This is a genomic window from Micromonospora sp. DT43 (assembly GCF_049841645.1).
GTDB lineage: Bacteria > Actinomycetota > Actinomycetes > Mycobacteriales > Micromonosporaceae > Micromonospora.
Genome location: NZ_JBNCKR010000007.1, coordinates 289,064 through 314,227, shown reverse-complemented (window position 1 = coordinate 314,227; position 25,164 = coordinate 289,064). Strand labels below are relative to the sequence as shown.

At 75.1% G+C, this 25,164-nt stretch carries 19 protein-coding genes and 1 riboswitch; of the genes, 4 read left to right on the top strand and 15 right to left on the bottom strand.

Translation table 11 applies throughout. From position 1 onward, the window contains the following. Positions 1-3: 3 nt before the first annotated feature. From cobA to ACLQ26_RS19495, 13 genes are all read right to left on the bottom strand, one after another. On the bottom strand, positions 4-1,668 hold the full coding sequence (gene cobA / locus ACLQ26_RS19555; protein ID WP_425745770.1) for a uroporphyrinogen-III C-methyltransferase: 1,665 nt from the start codon (positions 1,666-1,668) through the stop codon (positions 4-6). Continuing rightward, entirely contained in the window at positions 1,665-2,261 is a 597-nt protein-coding gene (locus tag ACLQ26_RS19550) for a precorrin-8X methylmutase (protein WP_425745769.1), read from the bottom strand. The genes cobA and ACLQ26_RS19550 overlap by 4 nt, the downstream gene beginning before the upstream one ends. Beyond that, positions 2,258-2,449: a DUF362 domain-containing protein gene (locus ACLQ26_RS19545; protein ID WP_425745768.1), complete on the bottom strand. Its 192-nt coding sequence runs from the start codon at positions 2,447-2,449 to the stop codon at positions 2,258-2,260. Before ACLQ26_RS19545 ends, ACLQ26_RS19550 begins: the two co-directional genes overlap by 4 nt. Further along, positions 2,437-4,275, bottom strand: a complete 1,839-nt coding sequence (gene cobJ / locus ACLQ26_RS19540) for a precorrin-3B C(17)-methyltransferase (RefSeq protein WP_425745767.1) — start codon at positions 4,273-4,275, stop codon at positions 2,437-2,439. Before cobJ ends, ACLQ26_RS19545 begins: the two co-directional genes overlap by 13 nt. Continuing rightward, positions 4,272-5,543, bottom strand: a complete 1,272-nt coding sequence (cbiE, locus tag ACLQ26_RS19535) for a precorrin-6y C5,15-methyltransferase (decarboxylating) subunit CbiE (RefSeq protein ID WP_425745766.1) — start codon at positions 5,541-5,543, stop codon at positions 4,272-4,274. The genes cobJ and cbiE overlap by 4 nt, the downstream gene beginning before the upstream one ends. Next, complete coding sequence (locus tag ACLQ26_RS19530) at positions 5,540-6,691, bottom strand: cobalt-precorrin-5B (C(1))-methyltransferase (RefSeq protein ID WP_425745765.1); 1,152 nt, start codon at positions 6,689-6,691, stop codon at positions 5,540-5,542. Before ACLQ26_RS19530 ends, cbiE begins: the two co-directional genes overlap by 4 nt. Next, a complete protein-coding gene (gene cobM, locus ACLQ26_RS19525) occupies positions 6,688-7,521 on the bottom strand; it encodes a precorrin-4 C(11)-methyltransferase (RefSeq protein ID WP_425745764.1) in 834 nt (277 codons plus the stop codon). The genes ACLQ26_RS19530 and cobM overlap by 4 nt, the downstream gene beginning before the upstream one ends. Continuing rightward, the gene (gene cobI, locus ACLQ26_RS19520; protein ID WP_425745763.1) at positions 7,518-8,315 is read right to left on the bottom strand and encodes a precorrin-2 C(20)-methyltransferase; all 798 of its coding nucleotides are present in this window, start codon (positions 8,313-8,315) and stop codon (positions 7,518-7,520) included. Before cobI ends, cobM begins: the two co-directional genes overlap by 4 nt. After that, positions 8,312-9,667, bottom strand: coding sequence for a cobyrinate a,c-diamide synthase (locus ACLQ26_RS19515; protein WP_425745762.1), 1,356 nt, complete (start codon positions 9,665-9,667; stop codon positions 8,312-8,314). Before ACLQ26_RS19515 ends, cobI begins: the two co-directional genes overlap by 4 nt. Next, positions 9,661-10,272, bottom strand: a complete 612-nt coding sequence (gene cobO / locus ACLQ26_RS19510) for a cob(I)yrinic acid a,c-diamide adenosyltransferase (RefSeq protein ID WP_393292019.1) — start codon at positions 10,270-10,272, stop codon at positions 9,661-9,663. Before cobO ends, ACLQ26_RS19515 begins: the two co-directional genes overlap by 7 nt. After that, a complete protein-coding gene (locus tag ACLQ26_RS19505) occupies positions 10,272-12,584 on the bottom strand; it encodes a VWA domain-containing protein (RefSeq protein ID WP_425745761.1) in 2,313 nt (770 codons plus the stop codon). The genes cobO and ACLQ26_RS19505 overlap by 1 nt, the downstream gene beginning before the upstream one ends. Beyond that, positions 12,581-16,249 (bottom strand): cobaltochelatase subunit CobN, encoded by a 3,669-nt coding sequence (gene cobN, locus ACLQ26_RS19500; RefSeq protein WP_425745760.1) that lies wholly within the window; start codon positions 16,247-16,249, stop codon positions 12,581-12,583. Before cobN ends, ACLQ26_RS19505 begins: the two co-directional genes overlap by 4 nt. Positions 16,250-16,506: 257 nt before the next feature. Next, a riboswitch (cobalamin riboswitch) is annotated at positions 16,507-16,683 on the bottom strand. A gap of 785 nt (positions 16,684-17,468) precedes the next feature. Next, positions 17,469-17,804 (bottom strand): hypothetical protein, encoded by a 336-nt coding sequence (locus ACLQ26_RS19495; RefSeq protein ID WP_425745759.1) that lies wholly within the window; start codon positions 17,802-17,804, stop codon positions 17,469-17,471. Between the two features lie 273 nt (positions 17,805-18,077). On the opposite strand from ACLQ26_RS19495, the gene helR reads away from it, so the two are divergent. Together helR and ACLQ26_RS19485 are read left to right on the top strand one after the other, a co-directional pair. Further along, entirely contained in the window at positions 18,078-20,240 is a 2,163-nt protein-coding gene (gene helR, locus ACLQ26_RS19490; protein ID WP_425745758.1) for an RNA polymerase recycling motor ATPase HelR, read from the top strand. Between the two features lie 18 nt (positions 20,241-20,258). Continuing rightward, the gene (locus ACLQ26_RS19485; RefSeq protein ID WP_425745757.1) at positions 20,259-20,921 is read left to right on the top strand and encodes a hypothetical protein; all 663 of its coding nucleotides are present in this window, start codon (positions 20,259-20,261) and stop codon (positions 20,919-20,921) included. Between the two features lie 67 nt (positions 20,922-20,988). On the opposite strand, the gene ACLQ26_RS19480 is transcribed toward ACLQ26_RS19485, so the two are convergent. Further along, positions 20,989-21,885, bottom strand: a complete 897-nt coding sequence (locus tag ACLQ26_RS19480; RefSeq protein ID WP_425745756.1) for an aldo/keto reductase — start codon at positions 21,883-21,885, stop codon at positions 20,989-20,991. Positions 21,886-21,964: 79 nt separating this feature from the next. Next, positions 21,965-23,221 carry an MFS transporter gene (locus tag ACLQ26_RS19475; protein WP_425745755.1) on the bottom strand — a complete coding sequence of 419 codons (1,257 nt, stop codon included), beginning with the start codon at positions 23,219-23,221 and terminating at the stop codon, positions 21,965-21,967. A 163-nt stretch (positions 23,222-23,384) separates the two neighbouring features. Here ACLQ26_RS19475 and ACLQ26_RS19470 point away from each other — a divergent pair, with 163 nt between their 5' ends. Together ACLQ26_RS19470 and ACLQ26_RS19465 are read left to right on the top strand one after the other, a co-directional pair. Continuing rightward, positions 23,385-24,374, top strand: coding sequence for a LacI family DNA-binding transcriptional regulator (locus ACLQ26_RS19470; RefSeq protein ID WP_425745754.1), 990 nt, complete (start codon positions 23,385-23,387; stop codon positions 24,372-24,374). Positions 24,375-24,451: 77 nt separating this feature from the next. Next, on the top strand, positions 24,452-25,144 hold the full coding sequence (locus ACLQ26_RS19465; RefSeq protein ID WP_425745753.1) for an alpha/beta hydrolase: 693 nt from the start codon (positions 24,452-24,454) through the stop codon (positions 25,142-25,144). The last annotated feature ends 20 nt before the right edge of the window (positions 25,145-25,164 follow it).

Here is a 25,164-nt window from a genome sequence, read left to right as displayed (position 1 = left end):
TCGTCAGGTGCTCGGCCCGGTGGTGTGAAGGGCGACCACCGGGCCGAGCACGAAGACGGCGGGCGGGCCGACGCCCTCCCGGGCGGCGACCGCGCCGATCTCGTCCAGCCGGGCCGGCACCGACCGCTGACCGGGCAACCCGGCGTCCTGCACCGCCAGCACCGGAGTCTCCGGGGCGCGACCGTGCTCGACCAGCACGGCCGCGATCTTGGCGATGGTGTCGACGGCCATCAGCAGCACGACAGTGCCCCGGGCGCGGGCCAGCGCCGCCCAGTCGACGAGCGAGTCGGGGTGCCCGGGCGGCAGGTGCCCGGAGACCACTGTGACGTCGTGCGCCACGCCCCGGTGCGTGACAGGCACGCCGGCGAGGGCCGGCGCGGCGAGGGCGCTGCTCACCCCGGGGACCACTGTCACCGGCACGCCTGCCGCCACGCAGGCCTGCACCTCCTCGTGGCCGCGTCCGAAGACGTACGGGTCGCCGCCCTTGAGCCGGACCACCCGCCGGCCGGCCTGGGCGTGCGACACGAGGGCCTCGTTTATCGCGTCCTGGGCCATCGACGGGCCACGGGGCACCTTGGCGGCGTCGACGACCAGCACGTCGGGGCGCAGTCCGGCGAGCAGCCCCTGCGGAGCCAACCGGTCGACCACCACCACGTCGGCGGCGTCGAGCAGGGCCTTTCCGCGTACCGTGATCAGGTCTTCGGGCCCGGGCCCGCCGCCGACCACGGCGACCGAACCGTGGTCGTGGCCATGGTCGTGGTGGTCGTGCCCGTGGTGATGGTGGTGGCCGACCGGGTCGTCGGGGTGATCGTGCGGGCGTTGCGGGCGGCCCACCTTGTCGGCGAAGCCGGGCATCAGCACCCGGTACGCGCAGGTGTCGCAGTTCATCCGGATGTCCCCGCCCAGCGCCTCGGCGTGGCGTTCGAGCACCAGGTCGGCGAGGGCGTCGCAGTCGCCGATCACCTCGGCGACCCGGACGTCCAGGTCGGGGTGGGCGGCGGCGAACTCCGCCGACTGGGCGACGATCCGGTCCGGCAGCACCCCGGCGAACAGGAAGTACGGCGCGACGACGATCCGCCGCGCGCCGAGGCGACGCAACCGGTCCAGCACCTCCGGCACCGACGGAGACGCCAGCGAGATGAACCCCGGCTCGACGCCCGCGTAGCCGCGTCCCTCCCAGAGCAGTCGGGCGACCTTGGCCACCTCGGCGTTGGCGTCCGGGTCGGTCGACCCCCGCCCGATCAACGCGACCCACGTGCCGGCCCGGTCGACGCCAGCGGGAAGAGCGTCGGCCGGCGAAGGGTCGGCCAGCGCGGCGTCGATGCGCTCCGCGAGGGCCTCGTGCAGCAGCGGGTGTGGGCCGAGCGGACGACCGTAGCGGTAGGTCAGCCCGGGGTGGCGTTGCTGCTCCCGGCCCATGGCGGCGGGGATGTCGCCCTTGCCGTGCCCGGCGGCCGTGAGCACCAGCGGCAACGCCACAAGTGCCCGGTGCCCGCGCGCGACGAGTGCGCTGACGGCGTCGGTGAGCGGTGGACGGGACAGCTCGATGAAGCCGCCCTCGACGTCGCCGATGTCACCGCGACGGCGGACCCGCTCGACGAGCGCGGCGAACTGGTCGACCCCGGCCGCGCTGCGCGTGCCGTGCCCGACGATGACCAGAGCGGTCATGACTTCTCCTCGGTGTAGAGCAGGGCGTTGAGGGCGGCGGCGGCGACCGCCGAGCCACCCTTCTCGCCCACGTTTGACACCCCGGGCAGGCCGCTGGCCCGCAGCGCCGCCTTCGACTCGGCGGCCCCCACGAAGCCGACCGGCAGGCCGACCACAAGCGCCGGCGCGGCGTCCAGGGTGAGTAGTTCGACGAGCGCGGTCGGCGCGCAACCGACCACCCACACCGCGCCGGGGCCGACCCGGTCCAGCGCGATCCGCACGGCGGCCGCCGAGCGGGTGATGCCGGCCGCGCGGCCCAGCTCGGCGGCGGCCGGTTCGGCGACCGGACAGACCACCTCCAGGCCGGCCCGGGTGATGCCGGCGGCGACCATCGCCACGTCGGTGACCACCGGCGCCCCGGCGCGCAACGCCGCCAGCCCCGACTCCAGCGCCGCCTCGTCGCAGACCAGGTCGTCGACGTACGCGAGGTCGGCGCTGGCGTGCACCACCCGCTCGGTCACCGCCCGGGTCAGCGGCGGCAGGTGCGACAGGTCGACCCGCGCGCGCAGGATGCGGTACGACTCCACCTCGATCGGGTGCACCACCCTGCTCATCGGGCTCCTTCCTGAGGGTCGAGCACGCGGATCGCGTCGACCGGGCAGATCTCCAGGCACTCCAGGCAGCCGGTGCACCGGTCGGCGCGTACCGTCAATCCGCCGGGGACCGGCCGGATCGCGTGCGTGGGGCAGGTACGCAGGCAGGCTCCGCAGCCCTGGCAGGCGTCGATGGTCACGAGCGCCACCGGTACCCCCTGGGTGTGACCATCCGGCCGGCGACAAGCCGGGTGTCGCTGCTGCCGACGACCACGACGCTGTACATGTCGACGACCGCCGGGTCCAGGGTGGCGAGAGTCGCCAGGTGCACCCGTTCGCCGGGCCGGCTGGCGTTACGCACCACGCCGACCGGGGTGTCCGGGGGCCGGTGCCCGGCGAGGATGCCGAGCGCCTTGCCGAGCTGCCAGTCACGCGCCCGGCTGCGCGGGTTGTAGAACAGCGTCACGAAGTCACCCTCGGCGGCGGCGGTCACCCGCCGTTCGATGACCTCCCACGGGGTGTGCAGGTCGGACAGGCTCACGTAGGCGTGGTCGTGGCCGAGCGGCGCGCCGAGCAGCGCCCCGGCGGCGAGCGCGGCTGTCACCCCGGGCACACCGACCACGTCGATGCGCTCGTCGGCGTACTCCAGGGCGGGGCTCGCCATCGCGTACACCCCGGCGTCGCCGGACCCGACAAGCGCGACCGCCCGGCCGGCGGCGGCCTCCGCGACGGCCGCGCGGGCCCGGGCCTCCTCGGCGCCCAGCCCGCTGGACAGCACCCGGGTGCCCGGCCGCAGCACGTCACGCACCTGGTCGAGGTACTGGTCGAGGCCGACCACCACCGCCGCCCGACGCAGCTCCGCCACCGCGCGCGGGGTCCGCAGGTCGGTGGCGCCCGGCCCGAGGCCGACGACTGCCAGCCGGCCGCGCGGCGCGTGCCGGGCCACCGCCACAGTCGCCATCGCCGTCGCAGTCTTCGGAACCAGCAGCGTCGCGTCGTCGGCCCGGCCGTCCGGGCCGAGCAGCGCCGCGGCCTCCGCGACGCTCGGCGTGCCGACCGCCGCGCGGACCACCTCGCTGGGATGCGGCACGTCGACAGCCGCCAGGCGCGTCGCCGGCCAGGTCACCAGGGGTACGCCGAGCGTGTCGGCGGTGCTGCGGATGCCCACCTCGTCGGCCTTGACGTCGGCGCTGGCCAGGCAGCGCAGGCTCGCCGGGTCGAGGCCGGCCTCGGCAAGCACCCGGTGCAGCAGCTCGCTCACCTCGGCGGCCGGTACGCCCCGACTCGCGCCGACGCCGGCGACCAGCGACGGGGGCCGCAGCACGGCGGTCCGCTCGTCGAGCGACACCACTCGATCGGTGACAAGCAGCCGGTATCCGGCGGCGGCGTTGTCGGCGGCCTCCCTGCCGGCGGAGGCGCTGCCGGCGGAGGCGCTGCCGGCGGAGGCGCTGCCGGCGGAGGCGCTGCCGGCGGAGGCGCTGCCGGCGGAGACGGCGGACCCGTCGTGAGCGGCGGCGCGCACGTTCGGCGGCAGGGCGGGCAGCGGCCAGGCGGCGTCGGCGATCAGCTCGACAGGTTCGCCGTCCAGGATGGCCCGGGACACGGCGGCGACCGCGCCCTGCACGGGCCAGCCGAGGGTGTCCAGGCCCGGCAGGTCGACCGCGTCGGTGGCGGTGGTGATCACCGGTCGTGCGTCCAGCAGGGCGCCGACGGCCTCGGCGAGGTCGTTGCCACCGCCGGCGTGACCGCCGAGCAGCGCCACGGCGTGTCGGGCCGCCTCGTCGACGACCACGACGGCCGGGTCGGTGCGCTTGTCACCGAGCAGCGGCGCGACGATACGCACCACCGCGCCAGCGGCCAGGAACGCCACAACGGCGTCGTACCGTGCCCAGGCGTTCCGCAGCGCGTCGGCGACGCTGTCCCCCTCGACCAGCCGGGCGTGCGGCCAGGCGGCGGTAAGGGTGTCGGCGTGCCGGCGGCCGGCGGCGGTGGCCGCCACCAGGCCGATCCGGGTGTGCGGGTTCTGGTCGGTCACTGGCGCTCCCCGGTGAGGACGACCACCGGGTTGGTGGCCGCGAGGCGGATCGACCCGCCGGGCAGGTCGGCGAGGCGGGCGGCGGAGAGCTGGCTGCCCTCGACTGCGTAGCCGGCGGCGCGCAGCAGGCCCACGGCCGGCGCGACACGGTCCAGCGCGGCCAGGGTGAGCACCACCCGCTCGGGTCGGCGGGCCACCACGGCGGGAAGGACGTCGACGCCGCCACCGCCGACGAAGACCGCGTCCGGTTCGGGCAGCCCGGCCAGCGCCGCCGGGGCCCGCCCGACGACGACCCGGACGGTGACGTCGTGCGTCCCGGCGTTGGCCCGGATCGTCGCGGCACTGGCCGCGTCCTGCTCGACGGCGAGCACTGCCGCGCCGAGCAGCGCGCACTCGATGCCGACCGAGCCACTGCCCGCGCCGACGTCCCAGACCAGCCGGCCCAGGCGGGGCCTCAGCCTCGCGACGACGAGGGCACGCACCTCCGACTTGGTGATCATGGAGTCGCGGTGGGAGTACCGGCCCTCCGGCAGCGCCCAGCCGCCCGCCGGCGCGGCGGCCGGCTGGTTGTCGGAGCGCATCCCGCCGGACGCGACCCGACCGGGCGCGGCATAACCGGGCGCGGGACCGGCATCGGTGTCGGTGTCGGCGAGGCTGAGCAGGACGTGCGGGTCGGACCAGGTTTCGGTGGCGGCCTGCTCGGGGGTCACCGCACGGATGCGTTCGGCGTCGGTGCCCAGATGCTCGGCGACCAGCAGGCGGCGGGACCAGCCGACCAGCCCGGCGCCCAGCTCGGCGGCGCCGACGCCCGGCGCGGTGAGCACCGCGACCAGCGGCAGCGCCCGGCACGCGTTCAGGGCCGGGCGCGGGTCGCGGCCGTGCGCGGTGACCACGGCCGCGCCGTCCCAGGGCAGCCCGGCACGGGCGAACGCGGCGGCCACGCTGGACACCGCGGGCACCACCCGCAGGGGCAGCCCGGCGGCACGCAGCCGCCGGACGATGCCGAACAGGCCCGGATCGCCGCTGGCCAGCACGACGGCCGGCACCCCGGCGTCGACGGCGGCGCTCAGCCGTCCGACGGCCGGGGCGAGCGGCCCGAGGACGACGGTGTCCGCACCGGGCGGCACGGCAACGGCGGCCAGGTGCCGGGCGGCCCCGACGACAAGCCCGGCCCCGGCCAGCGCGGGTGCGAGAGCGGGATGCGGCGGGGCGCCCGCGGCGTCCAGCCCGACCACTGTCACGAGCGGGTCCGGGGTTGTCCGGCTCATCGGGGCCACCGGCCCGACGAGGCGACCACGTGCGCTCCGGCGAAGTCGACCATCGCCACGTCCACTGTGACAGTCGGCCCGGCGAAGCGCCGCAGCACCTGGCCGACCCGCTGGCAGAGCAGGTCCCCGGCCGGGCCGAGCAGCCCGGCGGCCTCCCACAGCTCGTACGCGTGCCGACCGGTGTTCGCCTCGGTCACGGCGGCGACGAGCGATGGGTCGCCACCGGCGTCGGCCGTCACCGCGCCGAGCAGGGACAGGTCCACCTTGGATCGGGTGTAGTGGGTCATCAGGATCCCGGCGGCGAGTTTGGCGAGCTTGCCGGCCATGCCGACGAAGACCACCCCGGTCATCGCGTCGCCCACGGCGGCGGTCACGGCGGCGCCGGTGAAGTCCCCGACCTCGACGAAGCAGACCTCGGGCAGGTCGGGCAGCAGCGCGCGGGCAGCCCGCTCGGTACGCCCGCCGGTGCACAACACCACGGTCCGCTCGCCCTGGGCGGCCATCACGTGCACGGCCTGCACGACGCTGGCCCGCCAGGAGGCGGTGGAGAAGGGCCGGACGATCCCCGTGGTCCCGAGGATCGAGATGCCGCCGAGGATGCCGAGCCGCCGGTTGGTGGTCTTGCGGGCCATGATCTCGCCCCGGGGCACACTGATGACCACGCGGACACCGACCTCGGTGAGGTCGACGACCTCGGCCACCGCCTCCCCGATCATGCGGCGTGGTGTGTCGTTGATGGCCGGACCACCGACCGCGAGCCCGAGGCCCGGTTTGGTGACGGTGCCGACGCCGGGACCGCCGGCCAGCCGCAGACCGGGGACGTCGGTCCAGTCCACTGTGGCGGTCAGCTCGGCGCCATGGGTGACGTCCGGGTCGTCACCGGCGTCCTTGACGACCACCGCCTCGGCGCGCACCGGTGGCGTGCCTGTCACCTCGCAGCGTTCCACTCCGAAGCGCACCCGCCGACCGGCGGGCAGGCCTATCTCCACGTCCGGCTGGATCTCGCCGGTGACCAGGGCGGTGACCGCCGCCTTCGCCGCCGCCGTCGCGCACGCCCCGGTGGTCCAGCCGGTTCGCAGCGCTGTGGGCCGGACCTTCGCCGTACGCGGCAGGTCCGGCTCGCGCAGCGGCGGCTCGGCGTACGTCACTGTGTGCCTGTTCCTCCGGCGCGGCCGCCGGTCTGGCGGCGCAGCTCGGCGCGGGCGGCCGGCTCGGCGCGACGGAAGGTGTGGAAGTGCCCGGGGTGGTACAGGTGCGAGCGGGTGCCCTCCGCGGCGAGGGCCGGCCCGACCAGGAACAGGGTGTGCTTCCACAGTCTGTGCTGCTTGACGGTGGCCTCCAGGGTGCCGACCGTGCAGCGCACCACCAGTTCGTCGGGCCAGGTCGCCTGGTACGCCACCACGGCCGGGGTGTCCTCCGGGTAGCCGCCGGCCAGCAGCTCGGCCTGCACCTGCCCGGAGCGGGCGGCGGAGAGGAACAGCGCCATGGTGGTGCCGTGTCGGGCGAAGTCGCGGACCCGCTCGCCGGGCGGCATCGGAGTCTTGCCGCCTTCGAGGCGGGTGAGGATCACCGACTGGGCAACCTCGGGAACTGTCAGCTCCCGCCCGACGAGGGCCGCGACGGCGGTGAACGACGACACGCCGGGCACGATCTCCACGGCCAGGTCGAGCGTCCGGCACAGGTCCAGTTGCTCCTGCACGGCGCCCCAGAGCGCCGGGTCGCCGGAGTGGATGCGGGCCACGGTGAGCCCCCGCGCGGCGGCGCGCTCGTACAGCGGCAGCACGCCCTCGATGGGCAGCTGGGACGAGTCGACGATCTCCGCGTCGGGGCGGGCGTGGTCGAGGACGTCGGCGTGCACCAGGCTGGCCGCCCAGATCACGATGTCCGCCGCGGCGATGACCCGGGCGGCCCGCAGGGTCAGCAGGTCCGCCGCACCCGGGCCGGCCCCGACGAACCACACCTTGCCGTTGCGTGTCACAGCTTTCCTCCTCGATGCTCGCGGCGGGCCGGAACCAGCAACGTCGACAGGTACGGCAGGTCGTGGTCGGTGTTGTCGACCGGTCCGATCCGTTCACCGGGCAGCCCGAGGCTGCGTCCGAGCACCGCGTCGGCGAGGCGGCCCTGCCGGCGCAGTTCGGCGAGCAGCTCCGGGTGCCGCCGCCAGCCCTTGTAGGCGACGACGGTGCCCGGCCCGGCGAGGGCGTCGGCGAACAGCGCCAGACCGGCGGTGGCCGGCAGCAGGGTCAGCGGTTCGCGTCCCTCGCAGAGCGGGGTGCCGCTGCGGGCGGCCAGCTCCTGCATGGCGGTCACGCCGGGCACGGTCGCCACCCGCACGGCGGGGCGTAGCGCGCGGACGCTCTGCGCCAGGTAGCCGAAGGTGGAGTAGACGTTGGGGTCGCCGATTGTGGCGAACGCCAGGGACCGGGCGCCCACGTCGATCGCGTCGACCACCGTCCGGGCGGCGTCGTCCCAGGCCGCCGCCCGGCGGGCGGTCACCCCGCCCCTGTCGTCGAGGGCGAACGGCAGGCGGCGCAGCCGGTCCGCCGGCACGTACTCCCGGACTGTCGCCTCGGCCCGCCCGGCCTCCGCGCCCGGCGAGTTCGCACCGGCCGTCGCGGTCGGCTCGGCCCGGTCCGCCATCACGGGTACGAAGATGACGTCGGCCTCGCGCAGGATCCGCACGGCCTTGACGGTGAGCAGTTCCGGGTCGCCCGGCCCGACACCGACGCCGGTAAGCGTGGCGTCGGCGGTCGGCCTCGCGTCGGCGGTCATCGGCACGCCTCGACCAGTCGGCGGGCGGCGGCGGGGTGGCCCGCCCAGTGGGTGTGCAGGTAGGAGGCGTGCACGCGGCCGGTGACGAAGCCGTGGTCCGTGCCGTTCCAGCGCCAGGCCGGCCGCTCGCCGTGCCCGGGGTCGGTGGTGGTGCGGTGGAACTCGTGGCCGCGTACCGGCTCGCCGGCGCCTGCCACCGGGCTGTCGGTGACGGCCAGGGCCTCGCGGTAGCCGAGGGTGAGCCGGCCCGTCATCCGGGCGGTCAGGTCCAGCCGACCGCACATCGGTACGCCGTCCAGGGTCCGCCCGAGGTAGAGCAGCCCGGCGCACTCGGCGACCACCGGCCCGTCGAAGTCGGCCAACTCGCTCCGGAGCGTGCCGTTGCCGGCCAGCGCCTCCGCGTACGCCTCGGGGAAGCCGCCGCCGATCACGACCGCGCGCGTGCCGGCGGGCAGCGTCGGGTCGCGCAGCGGGTCCACTGTGACGACGTCCGCGCCGGCGGCGGTGAGCAGTTCGGCGGTCTCCGCGTACGAGAAGGTGAACGCCGGACCACCGGCGAGCGCGACAACTGGGCGTTCTTCGCCGGCCGGCCCGCCGACGGCGACGACCGGGTCCCACGCCGGGGTGGTCAGCGGCGGGGCCGTGCGGGCCAGGTCGAGCACGGCGTCGAGGTCCACGGTGGCCTCGACGAGTTCGGCGAGGGCGGTGACGATGGCGACGGATTCGGGTGCCCGCTCGGCTACCGGCACCAGCCCGAGGTGCCGGGCCGGCGCGGCGACCTCGGCGGCGCGGGTGACCGCCCCGAGCACCGGTACGCCCACCTCGGCGAGGGCGTCGCGCAGCAGCGACTCGTGCCGGGGCGAGCCGACCCGATTGAGGATCACCCCACCGATGCGTACCGCGGGGTCGAAGGCGGCCATGCCCAGCGTCAGCGCGGCGGCCGAGCGGCCCTGCGCGGTGGTGTCCAGCACCAGCACCACCGGCGCGTCGATCAGCCGGGCGACGTGCGCGGTGGACGCGAAGTCGCGGCGACCCACCGCGCCGTCGTGCAGGCCCATCACCCCTTCCACGACGGCGATGTCGGCGGGCGTCGGGACGCTCGCGCCGTGGCGCAGCAGGGCGGCGATCCGCTCGGGCCCGACCAGGAACGGGTCGAGGTTGCGGCCGGGCCGTCCGGCGGCGAGGGCGTGGTAGCCGGGGTCGATGTAGTCCGGGCCGACCTTGTGCGGGCTGACCGTCAGACCGCGGCGGCGCAGCGCGGCGAGCAGCCCGGTGGCGACAGTCGTCTTGCCGTGGCCGCTGGCCGGCGCGGCGACCACCACCCGGGGCAGCGCCCAGGGAGCGCTCACCACTCGATGCCCTTCTGGCCCTTCTGGCCGGCGTCCATCGGGTGCTTGACCTTGGTCAGCTCGGCCACCAGGTCGGCGGCGGCGACGAGACGCGGGTCGGCGTCCCGGCCGGTGATGACGACGTGCTGGAAGCCGGGCCGGTCGGCAAGGGTGGCGACGACCTCGTCGACGTCCACCCAGCCCCACTTCATCGGGTAGGTGAACTCGTCCAGCACGTACAGCCCGTACCGCTCGGCGGCCAGGTCGCGTTGGATCTGCCGCCAGCCCTCCAGGGCGTCGGCGGCGTGGTCGGCCTCGCCGCCGCGCTGGATCCAGGACCAGCCCTCGCCCATCTTGTGCCAGGCCACCGGCGCGCCCTGGCCGGTACGCTCGTGGACCTCGCCGAGCGCCCGGAAGGCGTTCTCCTCGCCGACCCGCCACTTGGCGCTCTTGACGAACTGGAACACCCCGATCGGCAGGCCGGCGGTCCAGGCCCGCAGCGCCAGCCCGAAGGCCGCCGTCGACTTCCCCTTCATCTGTCCGGTGTGGACGATCAGCAGTGGTCGGTGCCGCCGCTGCCGGGTCGTCAACCCGTCGGCGGGCACGTGAGTCGGCTGTCCCTGCGGCATCAGGCGGCGCTCCTGTCGGGCGAGGTGGCGCGGCCGTTCGAGGCCTGGGCCACGTCGTTCAGTTCGTGGCGGGGGGCTTGCAGTTGAGTTGCCAGGCGGGCGGCCAGGTGCAGGCGGACGGGGCCTGATTCGCAGTCGACGACCACGCACGGGGCGCCCGTGGCGGCCAGGACCTTCGCGGCTGCCGCCGCCCGGTCCAGTGGGCGGGTGCCGGCGGTTGCCCGGCCGTCGGTGACGACGAGGACCAGGGGACGCCGCTTCGGGTCGCGCAGGCGCTCCACCCGCAGCAGGTCCGCGGCGGCGAGCAGGCCCTCGGCCAGCGGCGTACGGCCACCGGTCGGCAGCTCGGCCAGCCGGGTCGAGGCGGCCAGCACCGATGAGGTCGCCGGCAGCAGCGTCCGCGCGCCGGCTCCCCGGAAGGCGATCACCGCGACCTTGTCCCGCCGCTGGTAGGCGTCGGTGAGCAGGGCGAGGACCGCGTCCTTGACGGCTGTCATCCGCTGTCGGGCGCCCATCGAGCCGCTGGCGTCCACCACGAACAGCACGAGGTTGCCCTCGCGTCCCTCGCGGACGGCCTCCCGCACGTCGTCCGGGCGCAGTCGCAGGGAGCCGTCCAGCCGTCCCCGCAACGCCTGGTGCGGCGCGGCGGCGCGGATCGTGGCCGGCAGGTGCAACGCGGCGACCCGCCCGGCCGGCACCCGGGCGCCTGTGGTGCGCCCCCGACCGGTGCGGGCCCGCGAACGCCGGCCGGGCACGCCGTCACCGACGCCGGGCGCGGTGAGCAGCCGGGCCCGCAACCCACCCCCGGGTACGGCCGCCGGTTGGGACTCCCCGCCGCGGGTCGGGTCGTCGTCACCGGTCGCCGATTCCCGGCCCCCGCGCGGTCGCGAGTTCTGACCGTCGTCGCCCCGGTCGCCCGCCTGGCGCCGCGACCAGCCATCGTCGTCGGCCCGGCGCTGCGGCCACCCGTCGTCGTCGCCCCGGTCGCCCGGCTGGCGCTGCGGCCACCCGTCGGCACCGTCAGGGCCGTCGGTGCGACCGTCGGGGCCACTGCCGTCGCGCGCCGCCGAGTGTCCGGCCGACCCGGGTGCACCCTGCTCGGCCCCGTCGCCGCTGCCGTCGCCCTGGGGGCCGCCGCCACCGTTCGGGCCGCCGCCACTCGGGCCGCCACCACTCGGGCCTCCACCACTCGGGCCTCCACCGTTCGGGCCGCCACCGCCGGCCGGGCCACCGCCCTGCGGGCCCCCGTCGTCCGGGCCACGGTCCCGGGGGCCGTCGTCGTCCGGGTCGTCGGGGTGCGCGTCCTGGGCGCGCTGCAACGCCTCGTCGAGGCGCTTGGAGTCCAGGCCCGGAGTGTCGAACGGGTCGCGGCGTCGGCGGTGCGGCAGGGCGAGGCGCGCGGCGACCCGGACGTCGTCGATGGTGACCCGGTCCCGCCCGTGCCAGGCGGCATGGGCGAGGGCGGTCCGGGCGGTGACGATGTCGGCGCGCATGCCGTCCACGTCGAACGCCGCGCACACCTCGGCGATCTGGCGCAGGGCGGCGTCCGGCAGGCGTACCCCGGGAAGCCGGTCGCGGGCGGCGGCCACCTGGGCGGCGATCTCCGCGTCGGCGTCGGCCCAGCGGGCGGCGAAGCCGACCGGGTCCGCGTCGGCGGCGAGCCGGCGGCGGACCACCTCGACCCGCACCTCCGGGTCCCGGCTGGCGCCCACCTCCACGGTGAGCCCGAACCGGTCGAGCAACTGCGGGCGCAGCTCCCCCTCCTCCGGGTTCATCGTGCCGACCAGCAGGAACCGGGCCGCGTGGCTGACCGAGACGCCCTCGCGCTCGACGTGGCTGCGGCCCATCGCCGCCGCGTCGAGCAGCAGGTCGACGAGGTGGTCGTGCAGCAGGTTGACCTCGTCGACGTAGAGCACCCCCCGGTGGGCGGCGGCGAGCAGGCCCGGCTCGAAGGCGCGTACACCCTCGCCGAGGGCCTTCTCCAGGTCGAGCGAGCCGACGACCCGGTCCTCGGCGGCGCCGACCGGCAGCTCCACGAGTCGGGCCGGGCGGGTCTCGGCGGCGGCGTCGACCGGATGAGGGCCGTCCGGGCAGCCCGGGTCCGGCTCGGCCGGATCACAGCCGAAGCGGCAGCCGGCAACCCGGCGGACCGGGGGCAGCAGCGCGGCGAGCGCCCGCACGGCGGTGGACTTGGCGGTGCCCTTCTCGCCCCGGACCAGCACTCCGCCGATCGCCGGGGACACCGCGTTGAGCAGCAGCGCCAACCGCATGTCGGCCATGCCGAGCACCGCACTGAACGGGTAAGTGCTCATGCCCGGTCCTCCAGGTCACCCTCGCTGGCCAGGTACGTGTCGCGCAGCCGGTCCAGGGTGGCCGGCTCGGGTTTGGCCCACAGCCCCCGATCGGCGGCCTCCAACAGCCGCTCGGTGATGCCGCGCAACGCCCACGGGTTGGACTGCTCCAGGAACTCCCGGGTCGTGTCGTCGAACAGGTACGCGGCGGCCAGGTGCTCGTACATCCAGTCGTCGACCACGCCTGCGGTGGCGTCGTAGCCGAACAGGTAGTCCACCGTCGCCGCCAACTCGAACGCGCCCTTGTAGCCGTGCCGGCGCATCGCGGCGATCCACTTCGGGTTGACCACCCGGGCCCGGAACACCCGCCGGGTCTCCTCACCCAGCGTGCGGGTGCGCACGTCGTGCGGCATGGCCGAGTCACCCACGTACGCCTGCGGTGACGTGCCGGTGAGGTGGCGGACCATCGCCACCATCCCGCCGTGGTACTGGAAGTAGTCGTCGGAGTCGACGATGTCGTGCTCGCGGGTGTCCTGGTTCTTCACCGCCACGGCGATGCGGGCGAAGGAGCGTTCCATGTCGGCACGCGCCTCCCGCCCGTCCAGGCCCCGGCCGTACGCGTAGCCGCCCCACACCGCGTACACCTCGGCCAGGTCGGCGTCGCTGCGCCAGGTCCGGGCGTCGATAAGCGGCAGCAGGCCCGCGCCGTACGCCCCGGGCTTGGAGCCGAAGATCCGCGCGGTGGCCCGCCGCTCGTCGCCGTGCTCGGCGACGTCGGCGGCGACGTGCGCCCGCAGGTAGTTCTCCTCGTCCGGCTCGTCCAGCGCGGCGACCCGCCGCACGGCGTCGTCGAGCAGCGCCACGACGTGCGGGAACGCGTCACGGAAGAAGCCGGAGATGCGCACTGTCACGTCGACGCGCGGGCGGCCCAACTCGGCGGTCGGCACCACCTCGACGCCGGTGACCCGCCGGGACCGTTCGTCCCACACCGGGCGGCAGCCGAGCAGCGCGAGCACCTCGGCGATGTCGTCGCCCTGGGTCCGCATGGCGCTGGTGCCCCACACGGTCAACCCCACCGAGCGGGGGTACGCCCCGGTGTCGGCGAGGTGCCGGGCCAGCAGCGAGTCCGCGAGGGCCACCCCGACGTCCCACGCGTTGCGGCTCGGGATGGCCTTCGGGTCGACGGAGTAGAAGTTGCGGCCGGTGGGCAGCACGTTTACCAGGCCCCGGGTGGGTGAGCCGGACGGGCCGGGCGGCACGAACCGGCCGTCGAGCGCGCCGAGGGTGTTGGTCAGCTCGTCGGTGGTGCGCGCCAGCCGAGGCACCAGCTCGGTGGCCGCGAAGCGCAGCACGGCAGCGGCGTCCGGGATCGGCTGCCCGGTCACCTCGCCGACCACCGCGTCGACGACGCCGGCGTCCCAGTCCAGGGTCTCCATTCCGGTGACCAGCCGTCGCGCGAGGGCCTCGATCAGGTCGACAGCGTCGGCGGCGGTGCCGGCCGGCCCGTCCACGGCGTCGGTCAGCGCGACCGGCAGGGCGATCCGCTGCCCGGGCGACGCGAGCAGCTCCTGCTCGTCGAGGGAGTACGCGGCGGCGAGGGCCTGCCGCAGGCCGGGCAGGGCGTGCTTGCCGCCCCAGATCTGCGGGGCACGCAGCACGGCGAGCACCAGGTTGACCCGGGGCTCACCGGTCGGCGCGTCGGCGAGGATGTGCAGCCCGTCGCGGATCTGCACGTCCTTGACCTCGCACAGGTACCCGTCGAGGTGCAGCACGAAGTCGTCGAAGTCGTCGGCGTCGGGCATCGCCTCGGCGTGCAGGTCGTGGTGCAGCTCGGCGGCGCGGACGAGGTCCCAGATCTGCGCCCGCACGGTGGGCACCTTGGCCGGGTCGAGGGCCTGCACGGTGGCGTACTCGTCGAGCAGTTGCTCCAGTTTGGCCAGGTCGCCGTACGTCTCGGCACGGGCCATCGGCGGCACCAGGTGATCGATGACCACGGCGTGGGCGCGGCGCTTGGCCTGGGTGCCCTCGCCCGGGTCGTTGACGATGAACGGGTAGACCAGCGGCAGGTCGGCGAGGACCGCGTCGGGCGCGCAGTCGGCGGCCAGGCCGAGCCCCTTGCCCGGCAGCCACTCCAGGGTGCCGTGCTTGCCCAGGTGCACCACGGCGTCGGCGCCGAAGCCACCGTCCGCGACCGGCGCGGCAAGCCAGCGGTACGCGGCCAGGTAGTGGTGACTCGGCGGCAGGTCCGGGTCGTGGTAGATGGCGATCGGGTTCTCCCCGAAGCCGCGGGGCGGCTGGATCAGCAGCGCCACGTTGCCGAAGCGCAGCCCGGCGAGCACGATGTCGCCGCCCTCGGTGTACAGCTCGCCGGGCGGCTCACCCCAGTGTTCGCGCATCCGCTCGCGCAGCTCGGCCGGGACCTGGTCGAACCAGCGCCGGTACGTCCGCCCCGGTATCCGGGCCTCGGCGGCGGCCAACTGCTCCGGGGTGAGCCACTCCACGTCGTGACCACCGGCGGCGATCAGCGCGTGGATCAGCGCGTCGCCGTCCTCGGGTGGCGGCGCGTCACCCAGGTCGTAACCCGCCTCGGCGAGCGCGGCGAACAGCCGGACCGCGGAGACCGGGGTGTCCAGCCCGACGGCGTTGCCGACCCGGGAGTGCTTGGTGGGGTACGAGCTGAGGACGACGGCGATCCGCTTGTCGGCGTTGGGCACGTACCGCAGTCGGGCGTGGCGCACCGCGATCCCGGCGACCCGGGCGGCCCGCTCGGCGTCGGCGGCGTACACCGAGAGGCCGTCGGCGTCGATCCGCTTGAACGAGAACGGCACGGTGACGATCCGGCCGTCGAACTCGGGGATGGCCACCTGCATGGCCGCGTCCAACGGGGACAGCCCGGCGTCGCTGCCAGCCCACTGTTCGCGGGTGCTGGTCAGGCAGAGCGCCTGGATGACTGGCACGTCCAGGGCGGCGAGCGCGCCGACGTCCCAGGCGTCCTCGTCGCCGCCTCCGGAGGCGTCGGCGGCGACCGCGCCGCCGGCCGCGAGCACGGTGACCAGCAGCGCGTCACAGCGGGCGAACAGCCCGAGCGGTCCGGCGCCGGTGGTCAGGCCGCGCAGCGAGCCGCAGAAGATCGGCAGCGGGTTGCCCCCGGCCTCCCGCACGGCGTCGGCCAGCACATCGACGAACGCGGTGTTGCCGGCGAGGGCGTGCGCCCGGTAGAAGACGATCCCCACGGTGGGCCGGTCCGGGTCGGCCGGGTGCTCGCCGTGCACCCCGTACGCCGGGGTGGGCGCGGGCGGGGCGAATCCCTCGCCGGTGAGCAGCACCGTGTCGCCGAGGAACCGGGCCAGGTGCCCGAGGTTGTCCGGCCCACCCTCCACCAGGTACGCCAGCGCCTGGGTTACCACCCCGGACGGCACCGTGGAGATGGCCATCAGCTCCGCATCGGGCACCGCCTCGCCGCCGAGCACGACAGTCGGCACGCCGGTGGCGAACACCGCGTCGAGGCCGTCCGGCCACGCCTGCCGACCCCCGAGCAGGCGTACGACGGCGAGGTCGACCCCGTCGAGCAGGGCCGGCACCTCGTCGGCAGCCACCCGGGCCGGGTTGGCGAGCCGGTAGTCGGCGTCACTGGCACGGGCGGCCAGCAGGTCGGTGTCGGCGGTGGAGAGCAGCAGAACGCGCACGGCAGGCTCCGGACGGTAACGTCGGCACGCTCGCGGGAGCGGCCTGGCGACGGATGGGCGCAGGGTTCAGCGGAGGCCGCGAGCCGGCCCGCTCACCGGCGTACGGCCGGGGACGACGGGCGGCGCGGTCCGGAACTCAGCAGTGAACGGAGTCGATGCCGATCGCGGCGACGACACGGCCGCGGTGCGGGGGACGGCACGCGCCGTCGATGATGGAGACGCCAAGCGTCATCGGGTCCTCCTCGGGTGTCCACGCCCTGGGGTACGTCCCGACGGCCGAAGTATCCTGGCTTCCGGATCGACGCTCTCCCCCGGCCTTCCAACCGCAGACACACGGCCGTGACTCGCGAGGGGGGATCGCTCCCCGGTGACAGTGGCGGGACCGCGTCGGATTCACACCGACTTCCTTCACTGCCGTCAGGCCGCGAATGCTGCCACACCCATCCGTCACCGGTCAACGCAGGTCCCGGCCTCGCCGGTCGCGCTCACCTGCTCCGGAGCAGCAGCGCGACGAGTCTCACGCCACGAGTCTCACGCCGCCTCACGCCGTCTCACGCCGTCTCACGCCATGAGCGCACGTCTGCGGCAGGCGCACGCGTCGCCACTCGCCGACCCTGCGGATGCCGACGTCGCGTGGCCGCCGGTGGCAGGGCCGCCGGTGGCAGGGCGCTCCCGCCAGCGGCGGAGGGTGAGGGTCCGTAGGCCCTTTGGAGCTGATGTCGTGGGCGATATCGCTCTGACTCCCGCTCCCTGACCCCGTTCGGTGCCGCGAGCCCCGATCGCCCTGCCTCCCGCTTCCCAGCTCCCGCCGACCGCCGCGAACCCACCCGCTTCCTGACCCGGCCACCGAGCCAGCCCCGTCCACCGAGCCAGCCCCGTCCACCGAGCCAGCCCCGTCCACCGCACCCGACCCGTCCACCGCACCCGACCCGTCCACCGCACCCGGGCTTTCCTGAGGCGCGCCAGTCGGTCGGTTTCGCTTCCACGGCGATGTCGTCAACCGCATCAGCTCCAAAGGCATCGACCACCACCCGCGAGGGGCCGAGCGGCGCTCGCCTCCGCGCAGAACAACCGACTCTGGGCGGCACCCCGATCAGCGGGCGTGACGGCTGATCGGGGCCAGCGGGCGTCGCCGCTCCAACGGCCAGCGGGCGTCGCCGCTCCAACGGCCAGCGGGCGTCGCCGCTCCAACGGCCAGCGGGCGTCGCCGCTCTGGCGATCAGCGGGCGTGGCGCTCCGGGTGGGCGCGGTTCCACACCCGCATCCGTTCCGGGTAGCCGGTGCGGGCCGCCTCGTACAGCGGCACCGCGTGCTTGCGGGCGATGGTGCCAGCCGCTCGGGGTGTGCCGGTGCGGCGGCGGATCCATTCGCCGTCGTGGGCGATCGCCACCACCGTGGTGTCGGTCGCGGTGGTCTCCGGTTCCAGGTAGAACTCCACTCCCCGCCGGCTGGCGACGAACGCCTCCAGCGCGGCGAGGTCGTCCCGGGTGGCCTCGCGGTCCAGCTTCGTCGGGGTCGCCTCGGCGCCCCGTGACCGCCTGTTGAACCAGCTCATGCCCAGCCCCTCTCCTCGGACGCCTCTCCAGTTCAGCACCGATTCCTGGCAATGGGCTGCACGCCGGGTGGGAGAAATCTGACTCGCCGGGCCGCAGGGACACCGGGCCGCAGGGAAACGCGGCGCACTCGGGAGTCGTCAGCGGGTCGGAAGGGGTGACACACCTCCCGCCATATCCAACATATACCGCATGGGGGGCCTTGCGGCAAGGCCCCAGATGTACCGCAGAATTGCCCGTCCAAGGCCAGGACCTGCGGAAACGGGAGCCAGTACATGCACAACTCGTCGGCGGCGGACGCCGTGTTCGACCTTCCCGACAATCTCGCCGCCAAGGCCGATCCGGCGCTGATCGCCCGTGACGAGCAGCACTTCGCCGCCATCGCGGCGAGCCTGGAGCAGTCGATCGCGGACCTGTCCGACCGTCTCGACGCCGAGCGCCGGGCACCCGCCGGCAAGGGCCGCCAGGCGGTCGCCCGCGACGAGGAGGTCCGTCGGCTGACCGGTCGCCTGCGGGCCCTGCGTCGCTTCGGCCTGGACCTGTGCCTCGGACGCATCGTCGGCGCCGACGACCCGGAGCCCGTCTACATCGGGCGCTTCGGCCTCACCGACGGGGGCGGTCGTCGGCTGCTGCTCGACTGGCGGTCCCCGGCCGCCGAGCCGTTCTTCGGGGCTACCCACGCCAACCCGATGGGCCTGGCCAGCCGCCGCCGGTACCGCTGGACCCTCGGCCGGATCCGCGACTACTGGGACGAGGTGTTCACCCCGGACGGGTTCGAGGGGTACGCGGCGCTCGACGACCAGTCCGCGTTCATCGCCAGCCTCGGCGGCAACCGGTCGGCCCGGATGCGCGACGTGCTCGGCACCATCCAGGCCGACCAGGACGCCATCATCCGGGCCGGATCTCGGGGCGCCCTCGTCGTCGACGGCGGGCCGGGCACCGGCAAGACCGTCGTGGCCCTGCACCGCACCGCGTACCTGCTCTACTCCGACCCGCGCCTTGGCCAGCGCCGCGGCGGGGTGCTGTTCGTCGGGCCGCACCAGCCCTACCTGGCGTACGTCGCCGACGTCCTGCCCAGCCTCGGTGAGGAGGACGTGCAGACCTGCACGCTGCGCGACCTCGTCCCCGAGGGTGCCGCGGCGACAGTCGAGACCGACCCGGAGGTGGTCCGCCTGAAGTCCTCCGCCGATTTGGTGCGGGCGATCGAGGCGGCCGTGCGGTTCTACGAGGAGCCGCCGACCACGGCGATGACGGTCACGGCCGGCGACACCGAACTGCGGCTGAGCGCGGACGACTGGGCTCAGGCGTTCGAGGCGCCCGGACCCGGCACCCCGCACAACGAGGCGCGGGACGAGATCTGGGCGGAGCTGGTGGCGATCCTGCTCGGGAAGTACGACGGCGACGAGTCGGACGACCTGGTACGCCTGTCGCTGCTGCGCAACCGCGACCTGCGTACGGCGTTCCACCGCGCCTGGCCGCTGCTCGACGCGACAGACATCGTCGCGGACCTGTGGTCGGTGCCCGCGTACCTGCGCTGGTGCGCCCCCTGGCTCGGCCCCGACGACATCCGTCGGCTGCGGCGCGCGGACGCCCGCGCCTGGACGGTGTCCGACCTGCCGCTGCTCGACGCGGCACGGCAACGGCTCGGCGACCCGGAGGCGTCCCGGCGTGCCCGCCGCCACGGGGTTACCATCGCCGCCGAACGCGCGCGCATGGCCACTGTGGTCGACGAGCTGATCGAGGCGCACGCCTACGACGACGGTGAGGGCGTGCTGTCGAGCCTGCGTCAACTGGATCTGCAGGACGCGCTCGTCGACGAGGCAGTTCTGCCCCGGGCCGACCCGGATCTGCTGGCCGGCCCGTTCGCGCACATCGTCGTGGACGAGGCGCAGGAGCTGACCGACGCGCAGTGGCAGATGCTGCTGTCGCGTTGCCCGTCACGCAGCTTCACCATCGTCGGGGACCGCGCCCAGGCCCGGCACGGGTTCACCGAGTCGTGGCAGGAACGACTGAGGCGCATCGGGCTCGACCGGGTCACCATGACCTCGCTGAGCATCAACTACCGGACGCCGCAGGAGGTCATGGCGCAGGCCGAGCCGGTCATCCGAGCCGTCCTCCCGGACGCGAACGTGCCGACCTCGATCCGCGCCAACGGCATCCCGGTGGCCCACGGATCGGTCCGTGACCTGGACGCGATCGTCGACGGCTGGCTCGCGGAGCACGCCGACGGGATCGCCTGCGTCATCGGTGAGTCCACGTACCGACCGACGACGGATCGCGTCCGGTCGCTGACCCCGGAACTGTCCAAGGGGCTGGAGTTCGACCTGGTCGTGCTCGTCAACCCGGAGACGTTCGGCGAGGGCATCCAGGGGGCTGTCGACAGGTACGTCGCGATGACCCGTGCGACCCAGCGACTCGTCGTCCTCACCGGCTCCTGACGTCGTAGGCTGCCGGACGTGTCGAATGACGTGCGGGAGGCGGCGGCGTACGACAACGCGCACTGGTGCGCCGCCGTGTGCGCCAGCCAGGGGCTGACCGGCCGGATCGACGCCGACGCGTGGTCGGTGCCCCGCCGCTCCCCACAGTGGTATCCCGACGCCGTCACCCTGCGTCCCGGCGTCGACCCCGCGGCACTGCTGGCGCGGATCGACGCCGGGGCGGGCGCGTCGGTGAAGGACAGCTTCGCCGACCTCGACCTCTCGGCGTACGGGTTCCGGGTGCTCTTCGAGGCGCAGTGGATCCACCGCCCGCCCACCGATCCGCTCACCGACCCGCCGCTCACTCCGGTCACCGGCGCGGAAGGTCTGGCGGCCTGGGCGAGCGCGCACGGCGGCGGAGAGCTGTTCCGTCCGGCGCTGCTGGCCGACCCACGCGTCCGCGTGCTGGCCCGCCACGACGAGCGGGGCGCGGTCGTCGGCGGGGCGGTGGTCAGCGGCGACGACCCGTCCGGCGTCTCCAACCTGTTCGCCAACACCGGCGACCCCGCCGCGATCTGGCGTGGGGCCGTCGCCACCCGGCCCGGCGTCACACTGGTCGGCTACGAGACCGCCCCGGACCTACCACCCGCCCGACAAGCCGGGTTCCTCCCCGTGGGCCCCCTCCGGGTCTGGCTCCGGTGATCATGAAGTTAGCGGCGCGACACGCCGACATCGACGACAATAACTTCATGATCACCGGGGACTGGGCTCAGGCCAGGTGGGTCAGGTCTTCGGGGGTTAGGCGCAGGGCGGCGGCCGCAATGTTCTCCTCCAGGTGGGCCTTGTCGCCCGTGCCGGGGATCGCGAGGACGTGCGGGCCCTGGTGCAGCGTCCAGGCCAGGCGTACCTGCTGGGGGCTGACGCCGTGGGCCCGGGCGACCGCCTCGACGGCCACGCCCTGCGCGGCGCTCGCGCCCCTCTCCCGATTCGTGCCGGCCAGCGCGAAGAAAGGCACGTAGGCGATGCCCCGCTCGCCGCAGGCGCGGACGAAGGCGTCCTGCTCCCGGTACGCGTCCACGCCGTAGTTGTTCTGCACGCAGACCACGGGCGCGATGCCCGCCACCTCGTCCAGGTGCTCGGGCCGGGCGCCGGACAGCCCGAGGTGCCGGATCAGGCCGGCGGCGCGCAGCTCGGCGAGGGCACCGAACCGCTCGGCCAGCGGCACCGGGCCGGGTCCCCGGCCCAGGCGCAGGTTCACCACGTCCAACTGGTCGCGGCCGAGGCGGCGCAGGTTCTCCTCGACCTGGGCGCGGAGCTGGTCCGCGGTAACCGCCTCGGTGAATCCGGTCACCGGGTCGTAGCCGAAGCCGACCTTGGTGGCGATGACCAGGTCCTCGGGGTACGGCGCGAGCGCCGCCCGGATCAGCTCGGTGGCGTAGCGGACGGGGCCGGTGCCCACCCGCAGGGTGCCACCGGGTGACACGTAGAAGGCGGCCGTGTCGATGTGGTTGACGCCCAGCTCCACGGCGCGGCGCAGCACGGCTATCGCCCGGTCCCGGTCGGGGTTGGCGGTGATCCGCATCGAGCCGAAGCCCATCCGATGCACGGTGCGGTCGCCCAGGGTCCAGCTGCCCGCCGCGGCGGCGGTGATCTCGTCGGTTGGCATCGGGCGACCGTAGCCAGCGCGGGTACGCGGCGCACTCGGCCGCGTACCCGATACCGCCGAACCCCGATCCGGGTTAGTTTTACTGTGCCGCCGGAGCCGACTCGCCGGTCCGCGGCGGCCGCAGCGCCGGCACCAGCGCCAGCGTCGGCAGGAGCAGCAGTGGCACCACCAGCAACGCGCGCAGGGTGCCGACGTGGTCACCGAGCAGGCCCAGCAGCGGCGGGCCGCCCAGGAAGGCCGTGTAGCCGATCACCGCTACCACGCTTACCCGCACCGCCGCGTGCGCCTCCTCGTCGGCCGCCGCGCTCATGCCGACCGGGAAGCCCAGCGACGCGCCGAGGCCCCACAGCGCGACGCCGACGATGGCCACCGGCCCCGAGCCGGCAAGCACGGCCAGCGTGGCGCCGGCAGCGGCGAGCAGGAGGGTGCCGCTGAGCACCGGCACCCGACCCCAGCGGTCCAGCGCGACGGTGCCCGCGGTCCGCCCGAGGGTCATACCGACGACGAACACGCCGAAGACCGCCGCTCCGGCCGCCTCGCTCAGGTCCCGACCGTCGACGAAAGCGACAGCCAGCCAGTCGTTGGCGCTTCCCTCGGCGAACGCCGCCACCAGCACGAAAAGCCCGATGAGCAGGGTGCGCGGTTCACGCCAGGCGGCGAGCTGGGCGCGACGGCGGCCGGCCGGGCTGGTGTCCGCCGTCTGGTCGGCCGCGTCGACGGCCGGTTGGGGCAGGAACATCCGGGAGGCGAGCACGGTGCCGACGAGCACCACCACCGCCACGGCGGCGAGGTGCGCGCCGACCGGCACGTCCAGGCGGGCGGCCCCGGCGCCGAGGCCCGCGCCGGCCACCGAGCCGAGACTCCAGGCCGCGTGGAAACGGGGCATGACGGTACGCCCCAACCGCCGCTCCACAGTCGCGCCCTCGACGTTCATGGCCACGTCGCACGCGCCGGAGCCGTAGCCGAAGGCCACCAGCCCCAGCCCGACGACGACTGTCGACCCGGCGACCGTCGCGCCCAGACCGGCCACGACCAGGCCGACCGCGACCAGCACGGTGGCGATCGTCACGCTGCGGGCCGAGCCGAGGCGCTGGGCGAGCAGCCCGGAGGTCGGCATGGCGAGCAGCGCGCCCACGCTCATCGCCAGCAGCAGCAGCCCGAGGCGTCCGGCGGAGAGGTCCAGCGCCTCGCGGACGGCCGGCACCCGGGAGAACCAGCTGCCGACGGCCAGGCCGTTCAGGGTGAAGGTGACGGCGACGCCGTTGCGGGCGAGCCGGACGATGCGTGCCGGCACTGTGGTGTCCGGGGCCACGGCCGGGCTGGTGGGGGCGCTCACAGGGGGTGGTCCTCTTCCTCGGGGTGATCTCCTGGCACGATCGCACACCTGAGAGCGCTACCACCACAAGCGGGCCACCACCCCTTACCGGCGGCACGCAGGTCGGGGATGATTCCGAACAGGCGTACGCCCGCTCCGGGTGGGCGCCGGGGGGAGGGTCACGATGACGGCAGCGGCACACCGGCCGGCCACTCTGGATGACGTCGCCCGGGCCGCCGGGGTGTCCCGGTCCACGGCCTCGCGGGTGATCGCCGGGACGGGGTTCGCCTCCCCCGCCGCCCGGGAGCGGGTGGTGACAGCCGCCGACCAGCTCGGTTACGTGCCCAACCCGGCCGCCCGGGCACTGGTTCGCGGCGGCGGCGTACGGCTGGTGGTGGCCGCCGCGGCGACCAGCGCGGCGGTGCTGGACGACCCGTACGTCCACCGGGTGGTCGGCTCGGCGGCCCGGGTGTGCGCGCCGGCCGGCGTCGGAGTGGCCCTGCACTGGCTGCCGCTGGGCGACCCACGCGGCCTGGAGCAGCTCGCCGCCGACAGCAGCGTGTGCGGCATCGTGCTCGTCAACACCACCGAGGCCCTGCTGGAGGCCGTACCCCGGTCGCTGCACGGCCGGGTCGCCTCCATCGGCATCGGCTCGGCCGAGGTGCCGTCCTTCGACGTCGACAACACCGCCGGCGCGGGCGCGGTGCTGCGCCACCTGTACGCGACGGGCCGCCGCCGCATCGCCATGGTGACCGGCCCGGCATGGCTGCCGTGCTCGCGGCGCCCCGTGCAGGCGTACCGCCACCTGATGCGCCAGGCCGGCCTGCCCGAGCGGGTCGTGGACGGCGACTTCACGGCGGCGCGTGGCCGGGTGGCGGCCGGCGAGGCGCTGCGCCGGTGGCCGGATGTGGACGCAATCTACGCGATCAGCGACGAGACCGCGTTCGGGGTCATCGCGGCGCTGCGCGACGGCGGTGTGCGGGTGCCCGGTGACGTCGCGGTGGCCGGTTTCGACGACATCCCGCTGGCCGGCATGACCGCTCCGGCGCTTACCACCGCGAGCCACCCGGTGGGCCGGATCGCCACCGCGGCGGCCACCGCCGTGCTGGCCGGCCGCCCGGCCGCGCCGGTGACGCTCTTCCCGTCCTCCCTGGTGACCCGCGACAGCGCCTGAACGCCGGCCGCCGGTTAACCGGCTGCCGGTCGGGTAACCGCCTCGCACCTGCCGTCGACCGCGAGGAGTGGTGACCCGTGTCCACCTCCGCGCCGGATCCCCGGCACGGCCTGTTGACCACACGTCCGCACCCGCCGGTGCTGTCGGGTCCCACCGGTCTGGTGCCGCTGCCCGGCGGTGACGGTGGCCGGCCGGCGATGACGTACGTGCCGGAGCCGGCGGCCGACGGGGCCGCGTACCGGCTGGTGGTGCTGCTGCACGGGGCGGGCGGCTCCGCGCGGCAGGGCCTGGACCTACTGCTGCCGGTGGCGGACGCGCACCACCTGCTGCTTGTCGCCCCGCAGTCGTCGGCGGCGAGTTGGGACCTGATCGCCGGCGGCTTCGGCGTGGACGTGCAGCACATCGACGCGCTGCTGGCCAGCGCCTTCGACGGCTACCCCGTCCGCGACGTGACGCTGGGCGGGTTCTCCGACGGCGCGTCGTACGCCCTCTCGCTGGGCCTGGCCAACGGCGGCCTGGTGGACGCGGTGCTGGCCTTCTCCCCCGGCTTCGCCGCGCCGCCGGTCACCCGCGGTCGGCCGCGGATCTTCGTCTCGCACGGCGTGGACGACCGCGTCCTGCCGATCGACGTGTGCAGCCGCCGCTTCGTGCCGCACCTGCGCGGCCTGGGCTACGACGTCACGTACGAGGAGTTCCCCGGCGGCCACGACGTCCCCGCCCCGATCCGCGCGAGCGCCACCGAGTGGCTCACCGGCGGAGGCGCCCGCTGATCGGCCAAGGCACCGGGAGG

Bases quoted from the DNA above. Each gene is read 5' to 3' on its own strand.
- cobA (WP_425745770.1), bottom strand. From the start codon at position 1,668: ATGACCGCTCTGGTCATCGTCGGGCACGGCACGCGCAGCGCGGCCGGG.
- ACLQ26_RS19550 (WP_425745769.1), bottom strand. From the start codon at position 2,261: ATGAGCAGGGTGGTGCACCCGATCGAGGTGGAGTCGTACCGCATCCTG.
- cbiE (WP_425745766.1), bottom strand. From the start codon at position 5,543: ATGAGCCGGACAACCCCGGACCCGCTCGTGACAGTGGTCGGGCTGGAC.
- cobI (WP_425745763.1), bottom strand. From the start codon at position 8,315: ATGACCGCCGACGCGAGGCCGACCGCCGACGCCACGCTTACCGGCGTC.
- cobO (WP_393292019.1), bottom strand. From the start codon at position 10,272: ATGCCGCAGGGACAGCCGACTCACGTGCCCGCCGACGGGTTGACGACC.
- ACLQ26_RS19505 (WP_425745761.1), bottom strand. From the start codon at position 12,584: ATGAGCACTTACCCGTTCAGTGCGGTGCTCGGCATGGCCGACATGCGG.
- ACLQ26_RS19495 (WP_425745759.1), bottom strand. From the start codon at position 17,804: ATGAGCTGGTTCAACAGGCGGTCACGGGGCGCCGAGGCGACCCCGACG.
- helR (WP_425745758.1), top strand. From the start codon at position 18,078: ATGCACAACTCGTCGGCGGCGGACGCCGTGTTCGACCTTCCCGACAAT.
- ACLQ26_RS19480 (WP_425745756.1), bottom strand. From the start codon at position 21,885: ATGCCAACCGACGAGATCACCGCCGCCGCGGCGGGCAGCTGGACCCTG.
- ACLQ26_RS19470 (WP_425745754.1), top strand. From the start codon at position 23,385: ATGACGGCAGCGGCACACCGGCCGGCCACTCTGGATGACGTCGCCCGG.